13 protein-coding genes are annotated in these 12,571 nt (G+C 62.9%); 12 read left to right on the top strand and 1 reads right to left on the bottom strand.

The features are described from left to right. The first annotated feature begins 82 nt into the window (after positions 1 to 82). Positions 83 to 1,318, top strand: a complete 1,236-nt coding sequence (locus ACRCSW_RS11735; RefSeq protein WP_438705272.1) for an MFS transporter — start codon at positions 83 to 85, stop codon at positions 1,316 to 1,318. Between the two features lie 9 nt (positions 1,319 to 1,327). Here the strand turns inward: ACRCSW_RS11735 and ACRCSW_RS11730 are convergent, their stop codons facing one another. Next, a complete protein-coding gene (locus ACRCSW_RS11730) occupies positions 1,328 to 2,368 on the bottom strand; it encodes a DUF4424 family protein (RefSeq protein ID WP_438705271.1) in 1,041 nt (346 codons plus the stop codon). 194 nt (positions 2,369 to 2,562) lie between these two features. Here ACRCSW_RS11730 and ACRCSW_RS11725 point away from each other — a divergent pair, with 194 nt between their 5' ends. The 11 genes from ACRCSW_RS11725 to ACRCSW_RS11675 form a co-directional block, all read left to right on the top strand. After that, positions 2,563 to 3,585 (top strand): aspartate-semialdehyde dehydrogenase, encoded by a 1,023-nt coding sequence (locus ACRCSW_RS11725; protein WP_438705269.1) that lies wholly within the window; start codon positions 2,563 to 2,565, stop codon positions 3,583 to 3,585. Between the two features lie 35 nt (positions 3,586 to 3,620). Then, a complete protein-coding gene (locus ACRCSW_RS11720) occupies positions 3,621 to 4,055 on the top strand; it encodes a hypothetical protein (protein WP_438705267.1) in 435 nt (144 codons plus the stop codon). 61 nt (positions 4,056 to 4,116) lie between these two features. Then, complete coding sequence (locus tag ACRCSW_RS11715) at positions 4,117 to 4,944, top strand: aldo/keto reductase (RefSeq protein WP_438705265.1); 828 nt, start codon at positions 4,117 to 4,119, stop codon at positions 4,942 to 4,944. Positions 4,945 to 5,047: 103 nt separating this feature from the next. After that, a complete protein-coding gene (locus ACRCSW_RS11710) occupies positions 5,048 to 6,682 on the top strand; it encodes a DUF4139 domain-containing protein (protein WP_438705264.1) in 1,635 nt (544 codons plus the stop codon). A gap of 176 nt (positions 6,683 to 6,858) precedes the next feature. Continuing rightward, positions 6,859 to 7,599 carry a hypothetical protein gene (locus ACRCSW_RS11705; protein WP_438705262.1) on the top strand — a complete coding sequence of 247 codons (741 nt, stop codon included), beginning with the start codon at positions 6,859 to 6,861 and terminating at the stop codon, positions 7,597 to 7,599. Between the two features lie 249 nt (positions 7,600 to 7,848). After that, positions 7,849 to 8,250, top strand: coding sequence for a MerR family transcriptional regulator (locus ACRCSW_RS11700; RefSeq protein ID WP_438705260.1), 402 nt, complete (start codon positions 7,849 to 7,851; stop codon positions 8,248 to 8,250). Positions 8,251 to 8,304: 54 nt separating this feature from the next. Continuing rightward, on the top strand, positions 8,305 to 10,077 hold the full coding sequence (locus ACRCSW_RS11695) for an acyl-CoA dehydrogenase C-terminal domain-containing protein (RefSeq protein ID WP_438705258.1): 1,773 nt from the start codon (positions 8,305 to 8,307) through the stop codon (positions 10,075 to 10,077). Between the two features lie 104 nt (positions 10,078 to 10,181). Further along, positions 10,182 to 10,724: a hypothetical protein gene (locus ACRCSW_RS11690; protein WP_438705256.1), complete on the top strand. Its 543-nt coding sequence runs from the start codon at positions 10,182 to 10,184 to the stop codon at positions 10,722 to 10,724. 167 nt (positions 10,725 to 10,891) lie between these two features. Further along, positions 10,892 to 11,434: a hypothetical protein gene (locus ACRCSW_RS11685; protein ID WP_438705254.1), complete on the top strand. Its 543-nt coding sequence runs from the start codon at positions 10,892 to 10,894 to the stop codon at positions 11,432 to 11,434. A 169-nt stretch (positions 11,435 to 11,603) separates the two neighbouring features. Beyond that, a complete protein-coding gene (locus ACRCSW_RS11680) occupies positions 11,604 to 12,146 on the top strand; it encodes a hypothetical protein (RefSeq protein WP_438705253.1) in 543 nt (180 codons plus the stop codon). 168 nt (positions 12,147 to 12,314) lie between these two features. Continuing rightward, positions 12,315 to 12,571: hypothetical protein (locus ACRCSW_RS11675; protein WP_438705252.1), on the top strand; the 257-nt coding region annotated here is incomplete at its 3' end.

The following is a 12,571-nucleotide window of genomic DNA, read 5'->3' as shown; positions in this document are numbered from 1 at the left end:
ACGTCGGCCTGTACCCATCACAATATCCCGATTGACCCTGCCTTCGCCTGGCAGCACCTTCCAGGCCTGACCGGAGGCCGTCATGACCAAAGCTCCCCTCATCACCCCCGTCCTGATCGCGGGCTGCGTGATCCTGATGTTCTCGTTTGCGGTCCGGGCAAGCTTTGGCGTGTTCCAGATCCCGATCGAAGCCGAGTTCGGGTGGCTCCGCACCGACTTCTCCCTGGCCATCGCGATCCAGAACCTCGCCTGGGGCATCGGCCAGCCGCTGTTCGGGGCCATGGCCGAACGCTTCGGAGACCGGCGGGCGATCATCACGGGGGCGATCCTCTATGCGGCGGGCCTGGTGATCTCGTCCTATGCCATCACGCCCGGCGAGCATCAGCTTCTGAACATCCTGATCGGCTTCGGCATCGCAGGCACCGGGTTTGGGGTGATCCTGGCCATCGTCGGCCGTGCGACGAGCCCCGAGAACCGCTCGATGTCCCTGGGCATCGCCACCGCCGCAGGTTCCGCCGGTCAAGTCTTTGGCGCGCCGACCGCCGAGTGGCTTCTGCAGAGCTACAGCTGGCAGACCGTCTTCGTGATCTTCGCGGTGGTGATCCTTCTGACGCTCTTCGCGCTGCCGTTCCTGCGCAGCCCGAAACTCGCCTCGAAGGTGGAGCTGGAGGAAAGCCTCGGCACCGTCCTGATCCGAGCCTTCAAGGACCCGACCTATACGCTGATCTTCCTCGGCTTCTTTTCCTGCGGCTATCAGCTGGCCTTCATCACCGCCCACTTCCCCGCCTTCGTCACCGAGCTTTGCGGCCCCATCGACCCCGGCGGAATGCTGGCCGGGATCGGCGTCACCACCACCTCCGCCCTGGGCGCGGTGTCCATCGCGGTCATCGGGATTTTCAACATCGCGGGAACGCTTTACGCAGGCTGGCTCGGCAAGCGCTACACCAAGAAGTACCTCCTGTTCGGCATCTATGTCGGTCGCACGATCGCGGCGGCGGTCTTCATCCTGTTGCCCATCACCCCCACGTCGGTGCTGATCTTTTCCGCCGTAATGGGCTCGCTCTGGCTTGCCACCGTGCCGCTCACCTCCGGCCTTGTCGCGCATATCTATGGCATCCGCTACATGGGCACGCTTTACGGCTTCGTGTTCCTAAGCCACCAGATCGGCGGATTCCTCGGCGTCTGGCTGGGCGGGCGGATGTACGACCTGAACGGCGATTACACGCTCGTCTGGTGGATCGGGGTCGGGGTCGGGGCGTTCTCGGCGCTTGTCCACCTCCCGATCCGCGAGAGGCCGATGGTCGTGCAGGCAGCGTGACCTGCAGCGCTATTCGCGCGGGACGGGCTGCACGATCAGAATCTCCAGATCGCGGTCCGGCGTGTAGTTGGTCTTCTCAACCACGAAGGTCGTCGGGCCGGTCTTCTTCACCCCATCGGCGCAGAGCGAGATCACGTTCTTCGGATCGCCCTTGTCGAGCGTCAGGGTGAACTTGCCAATCGGTCCCGCCCAGCTGTTCGCGGTGCGCAGGACGTAGTCGGTGTAATAGGCGTAGCCCGCGGAATGGACCTCTCCGTCATCACCCGTAAACGTCAACGCCTTTTCCATTGCCCGCGAGGTGCCTGGGTCAACACAATATTGTTTCGCCAGATCGGCCTCGTACTCATCCGGCGGATCGCTCCACCCGAACAGACCGCCATAAGGGTAGTTTTCATACTCATGGCTGATCTTCACGGTCTTTCCAGCCGGAAAGGTCTGCGTCCAGTGATAGCGGAGAACGATTGACCATTTCGGATAGATGCCCGCGGCCAGACTGTCGTAATCTGCCAGCTCCAACGACTGAACCTCGGCTCTTCCTGCCTCGTCAAGAGCGGTCAGGGCCGAGACCACCGCATCGCCGTCCAGCGTCAGCGGAATGCCCAGCCGCTCCAGGTCTGCCGTGACGTCGCGGCCCGGGGTGTCGTACTGCTCGGCCAAAGGACGACCGTCTTCCCATGGGGGCTCGATCACCGCGATCCGGTCGACGCTGACCGGCACTTCGACGCCATCCACCACTGCGGTAAAGTTCACAAAGTTGGGGCGGTTGCGATCCTCGGGCAGGTTCCAGTCGTAGTCCGACCATATGGGTACCGGCGGAAGCGGAAAGATCACCTCGCCCGTCACATCCTTGTCGGTGATGTTGCGGAACACATAATCGACCGCGATCCGGTCAAGGCCGATGAAGAGGTTTTCCTCCTCCATTGCCACCGCTTCGGTTTCCGAGAACGTGAGCCCGGTCGCCGAAAGCCCGCCGAACCCGTCATTCGCCGCTGTTGGCAGGGCGAGAAGGCAGACAGCTCCGGCAAGGACGAAGGTCCGGTCAAGCATCATAGAGGCTCCATGCAATCGCGATCGCCTCATCTGACTCATGACCGCGCCGCCCGGCAAGTCCGGCGTTCCCGCCCTTCCGGCGCCACAGGTCCGCACCGGTTGCGGGCGCAAGGTCGAATCCGCTTTCCCCCGCCCAAGCCATGCGCTAACAGCCGCCCGTCCCCACGTGGGGGACGAACATGAGGAGAACCCCGATGGGCTACAAGGTCGTCGTCGCGGGTGCCACGGGCAACGTGGGCCGCGAAATGCTGAACATCCTCGCCGAGCGCGAGTTCCCGGTCGATGAGATCGCCGCGCTGGCGTCGCGCAAATCTCTCGGCACCGAAGTCAGCTTTGGCGACAAGACCCTGAAGACCAAGGACCTGGATACCTTCGATTTCACCGGCTGGGACATCGCACTTTTCGCCATCGGGTCGGATGCGACCAAGATCTACGCCCCAAGGGCTGCCGCTGTCGGCTGCGTGGTGATCGACAACTCGTCGCTCTACCGCTACGACCCCGATATCCCGCTGATCGTGCCGGAAGTGAACGCCGAGGCGATCCATGGCTATGCCAAGAAGAACATCATCGCGAACCCCAACTGCTCGACCGCGCAGATGGTGGTGGCGCTGAAGCCTTTGCACGACAGGGCACGTATCAAGCGCGTTGTGGTGGCGACTTACCAGTCCGTCAGTGGCGCGGGCAAGGAAGGGATGGATGAGCTTTGGGAGCAGACCAAGGCCGTCTACAACCCGGTCAAGGAAGTGCCGCCGCAGAAGTTCCAGAAGCAGATCGCCTTCAACGTGATCCCGCAGATCGACGTTTTCCTGGACTCGGGCGAGACCAAGGAAGAGTGGAAGATGGTGGCCGAGACGAAGAAGATCCTCGACCCGAAGATCAGGGTCACCGCGACCTGTGTCCGGGTGCCGGTCTTCGTCGGGCATTCGGAAGCGATCAATATCGAGTTCGAGGATTTCCTCGACTGGGAAGAAGCCCAGGACATCCTGCGCGAGGCGCCGGGGATCATGCTGATCGACAAGCGCGAAACGGGTGGCTACATCACCCCGATCGAATGCGTGGGCGAATATGCGACCTATGTCAGCCGCGTCCGCCAGGACTCGACCATCGAGAACGGGCTGTCGCTCTGGTGCGTGTCGGACAACCTCCGCAAGGGGGCCGCGCTGAACGCCGTGCAGATTGCCGAGCTTCTGGGCTCGAGGGTCCTGAAGAAGGGCTAACCCTTCCTTAATCCTGATCTGAGAGGGTCTCGGTCATGGCCGAGACCCTTTTTCATTGCGATGACGCCCTCTGGATGCGGTTCACTGCACTTTGCCGTGCACAGGACGAAACCCCCGGTGCGGTCCTGCGCGACCTTGTCCGCCTGGAAGTCAAACGCCACGAATCCCGCAAAGCGAGGAGTGACGAAGTCATCGACGAGCGGCTCCTCGTTCGACTTCGTCTCCTCGTCGCTGAGGCCCTGGCCGAGGCTGACGGCTGGTCTTCCCTGCAGTCCGCCCTCCGACACCGGGGTCTGCGCTTTGTTCCGTCGGGCGGCGGCCTGACTCTGACCGACATCGCAACCAGCCGAAGCCTCGCCAAGTCCAGCCAGGTCGGCCCCGCCTATCTCGATCTCGTCCGCCGCTTCAGCGCGGGTTTCCCCGGCCATCCCCGTCCCGGACTTGCCGCCCAGGCCCTTGCCCGCGCCTGACCCCTTGCGCTTCCCCGCTACGCCCGCTTTCCTGCCCTGGTCCCCCCGTAAAGGCAGCGCCATGACCCAGCCACTCCTTGCCCTGAACGATGACCGAAGCATCCCCCAGCTTGGCTTCGGCCTCTGGCAGGTCCCCGCTGGTTCGACCGCCACGACCACCGCCGCCGCGCTTCGCCTCGGCTACCGTCTCGTCGATGGCGCGGCGGTCTATGGGAATGAGGCAGGTCAGGGCGAAGGTGTCCGCCAAAGTGGTCTGCCGCGCGATCAGTTCTTCGTCACCACCAAGGTCTGGAACAGCGACCAGGGTTTCGACAGCGCGATCCGCGCCGCGGAGGCCAGCCTCAAGCGTCTGGGTCTTCCTTACGTCGACCTCCTTCTGATCCACTGGCCCTGTTCCAGAAAGGACCGCTATCTCGACACCTGGCGCGCGTTGATCCGGCTGCGCGACGACGGCAAGGCCCGCTCCATCGGCGTTTCCAACTTCCTTGAGCCGCATCTGGAACGGATCATCGGCGAGACCGGAGTCACCCCCGTCCTGAACCAGGTGGAGCTCAACCCGCGTCTCCAGCAACCGGCCTTGCGCGCGTTCCATGCGAAACACGGCATCGTCACCCAAAGCTGGACGCCGCTCGGCCGGGGGCAGAGCTTCGATGCCTCACCCATCCAGGCCGCCGCCCGACGCAGCGGCAAGACGCCGGTGCAGGTCATCCTGCGCTGGCACATCCAGATCGGCGCTTCGGTGATCCCGCGTTCCACCCGCGAAGCGGGGCTGGCCGAGAACCTGGATATCTTCGACTTTGCCTTGACCGAGGCCGAAATGGCCGCCATGGCGACGCTGGACGAAGGTGCCCGCTGCGGGCCTGACCCAGCGACCTTCGAGATGGGTTGACGCAAGCCACCGCAAAATCCTTGGGACGGGTTTACCGCCCTTGCCGGGCCTCTGGCCACGGGCCTACGCTCCGCCCGAACCCACCCTTAGAAAGGCCCCGTCGATGCGCGCCCTCCTTGCAGTTCTTCTTGCGACCACCGCCATGCCTGCGCTGGCCGATACGATCTCTGCCACCAGCACGATCACTGCCATCACTGTCTACCCCGACGGCGCGAAGCTGACGCGTGAGGTCACCTTCACCGCCCCGTCGGCGGGCGCGCACGAGCTTCTGGTCACCGACCTGCCCGTCGAAAGCCAGCCCGGCATGATCCGGCTTGCCCCGAGCGAGGGACTGCAGCTGGGCGCCTTCAACCTTCGTGCCGATCGGCTTCCGCCGCGCGAGGACCCGCTGACGCCAGAGCAGGAGGCCGCGAAGGCCGAGGTGGAGCGGCTTGAGGCCGCCCAGCTGCAGGCCGCCCTCGCGCTGGAGGCGGTCAACGCAAAGGTCGAGGCGGCCGAGGCGCAGGTCGGCTTCCTGTCATCCTTCACCGGCGCGCTGCCGGACGGGGCGACGCCCGAGACGATCAAGTCGATGGCCACGATGATCGGCGCCGAGACGCTGGCCGCCCGCCAGGCCGCCCTCGCCGCCCGGGCCGAGCTGTTCCCGACGCAGAAGGCGCTGGAGGACGCGCAAGAGGCGCTCGCCAAGGCGCAGGCCGCCTACGACGCGCTTCCCTCGGTCGACATGGAGTACACCGCTTTGTCCGTCGCCGTGAAGGCCGCGGTGGCGGGCGAGCAGACGGTGACCGTCACGCAATATGTCGCGGGGGCCAGCTGGCGCCCGGTCTATGACCTGAACCTGACCCGCGAGGGCGGCGATGCACTGACGCTGAACCGGTCGGTTCTGGTGACCCAGTACACGGGGGAAGACTGGGCAGGTGTCGACCTGACGCTCTCCTCCTCCCGTCCCTCGGAACAGGCGGCGCCCTCGCAGCTCTGGCCGGAACTGCGCTACATCGAGGCAGAGGTCTCGGAAGATGAACGGCTCCGCAAATCCGAGGTCGCGGCGGACATGGCCCCCGCACCGATGGAAGCCGTGACCGAGGCCGCGCCTGCTATCACCACTGCCGGGGTCGCGATGGAAGGCGACACGGTCGTCTACATCTACCCCGAGGCTGTAACGGTCGCCTCCGGTGCCGAAGACCTGCGCCTCTCCCTCGACAGTCTGTCCTACTCCCCCGTCGTCGAAGCGGTCGCCGTGCCGCGCCTGGACCGGACGGCCTTTGTGATGGCGAGCTTTACGAATGCGTCGAGCGAACCCCTGCTTCCGGGCGAGGCGATGCTCTTCCGTGAGGGTGTGCTTGTCGGATCGACCTATCTCGACGTGATCGCTCCGGGGGTCGAGACCGACGTGGCCTTCGGGGCGCTGGAGACCCTGCGGGTCAAGCGGGAGATGCCGAAGCGGGCGGAAGGTGAAACCGGGGTTTTCAGCAGCGCGAACGAGCGGGTCGAAAGCGCGGTCATCACCATCGAGAACACCGGTGACGAGGCCTGGCCGGTCCGCATTCTGGATCAGGTGCCCTACAGCGAGCAGGACGATCTTGAGATCGAGACCTCGGCCAGCCCGGAGCCTACCGAGGCCGACGTCGAAGGCCAGCGCGGCATCCTCGCCTGGGAGTTCGACCTTGCCGCCGGGGGGAAAGAGACGATCACGCTGGAACACACCCTTACCTGGCCCGAGGGGATGCTGCTGCGCTGAGGGCACGTCGGGCCTGCCCGCAGACGATGCGGGCAGGACATGCTTCCGCAAGGGTGTTCTCAGTGAACAGCCGTTCCGGGTTCGTAAAATCAATGGGTTGGATGTGATCATTAGGGTCTGGGTAAGGATTTGGTGACGTTCGCGCGAGCGCGTTCTGAGCTATCACTGTCAGCGCGATGATGGGCTTCCACCCCAAACCAACTTGTCGCAACAGCAGCATCGGGAGCAGGCCCATGGCAACAAGACCCGCCCGGTTTTCCAAGGCCGCCGTCCGGTTGATGTCCTGCTCGACAGCCCTTCTTGCATCCGCCGCTCTGGCCCAGGAACCCAGTACTTCGTCGTTGACGGCTTTTGCCGAGAATATCGTGACCTCGATTGGGCAGGACGGGAAGTTCGACCTTGGCGGTTTTGATTGCGTCGTCGCCGAGACCTACGAAACGGGAGTTGTCCGCAGCAGCTGCTTCGACGCGGAAGCCCAGATCGGATTTGTGCACACAAGAAGCGACGCTGAAGGCCTTGCGATGGAAACTGTCGCCGTTTTCCTTGTCGACCAATTCTCAGAAAAGGCCCCGATCGAGAAGAAGCGGGGAACCCACGAACTCGTCATCCACGACTTTGCCGAATTCACAGCGTTGCGTGAGGCGATTTTGGAGCTTCAAGCAACGGGCGCTCTTTCGGACATGCCTGCCTGCGACACGAGCTACCCTCCTGAGGTCAACCCGTCGAAGGACTGGGCAGCCTTGGTTTTCGAGCACCCCGTGACCGCAGCGCCAATGCTCATCTCCCTTGCCACTACGCCCGACAGTCTGGAAGAGTGGTTCAAAAGCCCCGATCCTTCTGCTTTGGATCACGGGATTCTCGGGGTATTCACGATCATGCATGCTGAGTTCGGGCTAGAGTGCAAAGCCGTCGAGTGACGGCCCAGACTGCCGCCCATCAACGACGGTGCCGACCCCACTCTTGCCGCCAGTTGCGCCCCGGCAAATCATCCAAACGACAGAAAACTGCGCCCCCGCCACCTTCCGGCAAAACGGAATTGCCCTGACTTCACGTCAGTCCCTTTCATGACGTGACGTCACGCTGACGTTAACGTCAACTGCTCTGGTAAACCGAAGCAAGGGTACGCATCTGACGTCGCGTCAATGCAACCTGTTTACGAGTCGACCATGAAAACCGAAGTTCCAAATGACGTGATGACCATCCGCGAGATGTGTGACGCCTACGATGTGACCCCGCGCACCTTGCGGTTCTACGAAGCCAAGGAACTGCTGAACCCGATCCGTATCGGGACCAAGCGGCTCTTCGGTCGGCGCGATCGGGCGCGGCTGGCGCTTATCCTGCGGGGCAAGCGCTTTGGGTTCAGCCTGGAGGATATCCGCCAGACGCTGGACCTTTATGACCGGGACGGTGGCAACACCGCCCAAAGGACGAAGGCCTACGAGCTTGCGATCAAGCGGCTGGCCGAGATGGAGGCCCAGCGGGCCGAGCTCGATACGGCCATCACCGAGCTGAAGGCCGAACTGAAAGACGCCGAAGCCAAGGGTCTGACGCCCCGGCGGGCGGCCTGAACGATCCGCCCCCCGAAAGAGGGGGCGGCCAGACATAGGGAAGAGGACAGGACAATGCCAAGCTACACCGCCCCCGTGAAGGATATGCAGTTCCTGCTGCACGACGTTCTGAAGATCAGCGAGGCCGATATCCCCGGCTATTCCGATCTGGACCGAAGCTTCACCGAGGCGGTGCTGGACGAGGCGGCGAAGGTCGCCTCGGATATCCTCGCCCCACTGAATGCCGTGGGCGACCGTGAAGGCTGCGTTCTGGAGAACGGCGTGGTCCGCACGCCCACGGGCTTCAAGGCGGCGTTCGATGCGGTGCGCGAAGGCGGCTGGACCGCGCTCGACGCCGCGCCGGAGTTTGGCGGACAGGGTCTGCCCTATCTGATGCATACGGCGGTGAACGAGGCCTTCGTTTCCGCCAACATGGCCTTCAACATGTACCAGGGCCTGACCCACGGCGCCTATTCGGCGATCCTGGTCCATGGGACCGAGGACCAGAAGCAGAAGTGGCTGCCGAAGATGGTCACCTGCGAATGGACCGGCACCATGAACTTGACGGAACCGCATTGCGGCACCGACCTCGGGCTGATGCGCACCAAGGCCGAACCGCAGGCGGATGGCAGCTACAAGATCACCGGGCAGAAGATCTTCATCTCGGCCGGCGACCACGATATGGCGTCGAACATCGTCCATCTGGTGCTGGCGAAGGCTCCCGGCGGCGGAGAAGGCACCAAGGGGATCAGCCTTTTCATCGTGCCGAAGGTCATGGTGAACGAGGACGGCTCGCTTGGCGCCCGCAATGCCGTCTCGGTCGGCAAGGTCGAAGAGAAGATGGGCATCCACGGCAACTCGACCTGCGTGATGAACTATGACGGGGCGACGGGCTGGCTGCTGGGCGACCTTCACAAGGGCATGAAGGCCATGTTCACGATGATGAACGAGGCCCGGCTTGGCGTGGCACTGCAGGGCTATGCCCAGGCTGAGGCCGCCTATCAGAACGCACTGATCTATGCGAAGGACCGCCTGCAGGGCCGCGACGTGACCGGGGTCAAGAACCCCACCGGCCCGGCGGACCCGCTGATCGTCCATCCCGACATCCGCCGCAACCTGATGGAGCAGAAAAGCTTCGTCGAAGGTGCCCGGGCGCTGACCTTCTGGGGTGCCACGCTGATCGACCGGGCGCATCAGGGCGACATGGCGGCGGACGGGCTGATCGGCCTGCTGACCCCGGTCCTGAAGGGCTTTATGACCGACAAGGGCTTTGACATGGCCATCCAAGCCCAGCAGGTCTATGGCGGGCATGGCTATATCGAGGAATGGGGCATGTCCCAGTTCGCCCGCGACGCCCGGATCGCCATGATCTACGAGGGCGCGAACGGCGTGCAGGCGCTGGACCTTGTGGGCCGGAAGCTCGCGACCGATGGCGGCAAGCATGTGATGGCGTTCTTCGAGATGGTGAAGGCCGAATGCAAGTCGCACGACGGCGACGCACGGATGGCGGGTCTGGTAGAGCCGCTGAAGGCTGCCTCGAAGCAGCTGCAGCAGGCGGGGATGTTCTTCATGCAGAACGGCATGAAGAACCCCAATGCAGCACTCGCCGGGTCTTATGACTTCATGCACATGATGGGCCATGTCTGCCTGGGCCTGATGTGGGTGCGGATGGCGAAGGCGGCCTACGTGGCTCTGGATGCAGGCGCGGGCGACCGCGACTTCTACGAGGCGAAGATCGCGACGGGCCGGTTCTACATGGCCCGCCAGCTTCCGGCCTGCTCGATGCATCTGGCCCGGATCGAAAGCGGCGCGGACACGGTGATGGCGCTGTCGGCCGAGGCCTTCTAAGGCAGCGGGCGGTCAAGACGGATTTCCGGACTTGAGGAGGCGGGGCTGACGGCGGACACCAGAAAGGGTCTTTCGCCGCCCCTTCCCCGGTCAGGAGATACCCTATGACATTCTGGAAAACCGCAGCGCTTTTCCTTGCTCTTGTGGCTCCGGCCGCTGAAGCGCAGGAGTTGAGCGACGAAGCCCGCGCCGCGCTGAGCGAGACGGTCGATCGCTATCATAAAAGCATGACCGCAGGCGATTGGGGCGCGACATTCGACTACATGCCACCCAAGATCCTGGCCGATTTGGTCAGAGAGGGCGGTGGAGACGAAGCACTCATCATGGAGACTACCAAGTCGCTGATGGAAGAGGCGATGGCAATAGTCACAATCGAGAGCTTTTCGTTTGATCTCGAGGCCGCGACTGTTCACCTGACACCGGATGGCAGCATCACCTACATCCTGATCCCCACCGAGGCCGTGGTGACGGTCGATGGAATGGGCAAGATGAAGAACACCGGCGACACTTTGGCTTTCGAAGACGCAGGCGAATGGTATCTCTACCGGATCGAGCTTTCGGGTGAAGACGATATCCTTAAGGCCGCTTATCCCGCCTTTGAAGGTGTTTCCTTTGAGGGCGAGATCATCGAACCGGTAGCAGAGTAGTCCTTCAACGGAGGCGCAGCGACTATGCCCCGGTGCTTACCAGAAGGTTGCCGCCCGACGTTTTTCCTTACTTGAGATGGCACCGCCTGGCCTGTAACCCGGTGCTCGTTGCCTGCGGGTCAGTCTTGGCCAAAGTCCATACTCAGCCTCATATCAGGAGATGATGCATGAATTTCTGGAAAACCGCAGCGCTTTGCCTTGCACTTATGGCCCCCGCGGCTGAGGCACAGGAGTTAAGCGCGAACGCCCGCACCGCTTTGACCGAGCGGGTCGAAGCTTTCAGCGCAAGCGTGGCCGAAGGCGACATGGGCGCGGCCTTCGACTTTATGCCGCCAAGACTGCTAACCGCATTTGCCGATCTGAGCAGCGTTGATGTCCCGACTTTCGTCGAGATGGGCAAGGCGCAAATGGAAACGGTGATGGCCAGCGCCACGATCAACAGCTTCTCGATGGATGCCGATGCCGCGACCTATCAGATGACGCCGGACGGCAGCCTTGGCTATGTCCTGATCCCGACCGAGACCGTGATGACGATCGAAGGCGCAGGCAAGATGAAGTCCACCGCCGAAACGCTGGCTTTCGAAGATGAAGGCGAATGGTATCTTGCGCGCACTGACAATCCGAGCCTGGTCACGTTGCTGCAGACCGTCTATCCGGCCTTTGAGGGCGTCACCTTCAAAAGCGAGATAACCGAACCCGTGGTGGAGTAGCCCTTCCGTGACGGCGCGGGGACCACAACTGCCGAGAGGACCGGCAGGTCGCCGCCCGACGTTTTTCCTTACTTGAGATGGCACCGCCCGGCCTGTAACCCGGTGCTCGTTGCCTGCGGGTCAGTCTTGGCCAAAGGTCCATACTCAGCCTCTTATCAGGAGATGATGCATGACTTTCTGGAAAACTGCAGCACTTTGTCTTGTTCTTTCGACCTCTGCTCTTCACGCGCAGGAGCTAAGTGCAGAGGCCCGCGCTGCCGCGACCGAACGGGTCGAAGGCTTCAAAACAAGCTTCGCTGCGGGCGACATGGGCGCGCCCCTCGACTACATGCCGCCGAAGTTGCTTTCCCGTCTTGCCAGTCTGCAAGGCGTGGACGAAGCGACTCTGATCGAGATGACCAAAGCGAACATGGCGGAGTTGGCGCCTAAGATGAAGTTTGACAGCGTCTCGATGAATGTCGACGCAGCCACCTATCAGATGACCCCGGATGGCAGCTTGGGCTATCTCCTGATCCCAACCGAGATAGTGATGACTATCGAAGGTGCCGGCAAGATGAAGGCCACCAGTGATATGCTTGCTTTCCAGGATGACGGCCAGTGGTATCTCGCTCGCGTCACCGACCCTAGCCACACCGCCCTCCTGCAGGATGCCTACCCGGCCTTCGCGGGCGTCACCTTCAAGGGCGAGACCATAGAACCGGTCCTGGACTAGCCCTTCCGTGACGGCGCGGGGATCACAACTGCCGAGAGGATCGGCAGGTTGCCGCCCGACGTTTTTCCTTACTTGAGATGGCACCGTCTGGCCTGTAACCCGGTGCTCGTTGCCTGCGGGTCAGTCACGGCCCAAGTCCATACTCAGCCTAATATCAGGAGATGATGCATGACTTTCTGGAAAACTGCAGCACTTTGCCTTGCCCTTTCGACTTCCGCCCTTCACGCGCAGGAGCTGAGCGAAGAAGGTCGCGCCGCCATGACCGAACGGGTGGCCTCCTTCAATGAGATCTTTGCCAGCGGCGACATGGGCGCGGTCTTTGACTATATGCCCCCGAAGGTTCTGGAATCCCTTGCCGCGCAAAGCGGGGTCGATCAGGCCACGCTTATCGAAATGAGCAAAGCGCAGATCGATCAGGCCATGGC

Origin of the sequence: Tabrizicola sp., from assembly GCF_051645465.1 — a bacterium.
Lineage (GTDB): Bacteria > Pseudomonadota > Alphaproteobacteria > Rhodobacterales > Rhodobacteraceae > Tabrizicola.
This window is presented reverse-complemented; position numbering and strand designations above follow the sequence as displayed.

Coding starts and splice junctions, on each gene's coding strand:
- ACRCSW_RS11720 (WP_438705267.1), top strand. CDS start 3,621: ATGGCCGAGACCCTTTTTCATTGCGATGACGCCCTCTGGATGCGGTTC.
- ACRCSW_RS11685 (WP_438705254.1), top strand. CDS start 10,892: ATGAATTTCTGGAAAACCGCAGCGCTTTGCCTTGCACTTATGGCCCCC.
- ACRCSW_RS11700 (WP_438705260.1), top strand. CDS start 7,849: ATGAAAACCGAAGTTCCAAATGACGTGATGACCATCCGCGAGATGTGT.
- ACRCSW_RS11705 (WP_438705262.1), top strand. CDS start 6,859: ATGATGGGCTTCCACCCCAAACCAACTTGTCGCAACAGCAGCATCGGG.
- ACRCSW_RS11680 (WP_438705253.1), top strand. CDS start 11,604: ATGACTTTCTGGAAAACTGCAGCACTTTGTCTTGTTCTTTCGACCTCT.
- ACRCSW_RS11690 (WP_438705256.1), top strand. CDS start 10,182: ATGACATTCTGGAAAACCGCAGCGCTTTTCCTTGCTCTTGTGGCTCCG.
- ACRCSW_RS11730 (WP_438705271.1), bottom strand. CDS start 2,368: ATGATGCTTGACCGGACCTTCGTCCTTGCCGGAGCTGTCTGCCTTCTC.
- ACRCSW_RS11735 (WP_438705272.1), top strand. CDS start 83: ATGACCAAAGCTCCCCTCATCACCCCCGTCCTGATCGCGGGCTGCGTG.
- ACRCSW_RS11715 (WP_438705265.1), top strand. CDS start 4,117: ATGACCCAGCCACTCCTTGCCCTGAACGATGACCGAAGCATCCCCCAG.
- ACRCSW_RS11710 (WP_438705264.1), top strand. CDS start 5,048: ATGCGCGCCCTCCTTGCAGTTCTTCTTGCGACCACCGCCATGCCTGCG.
- ACRCSW_RS11695 (WP_438705258.1), top strand. CDS start 8,305: ATGCCAAGCTACACCGCCCCCGTGAAGGATATGCAGTTCCTGCTGCAC.
- ACRCSW_RS11725 (WP_438705269.1), top strand. CDS start 2,563: ATGGGCTACAAGGTCGTCGTCGCGGGTGCCACGGGCAACGTGGGCCGC.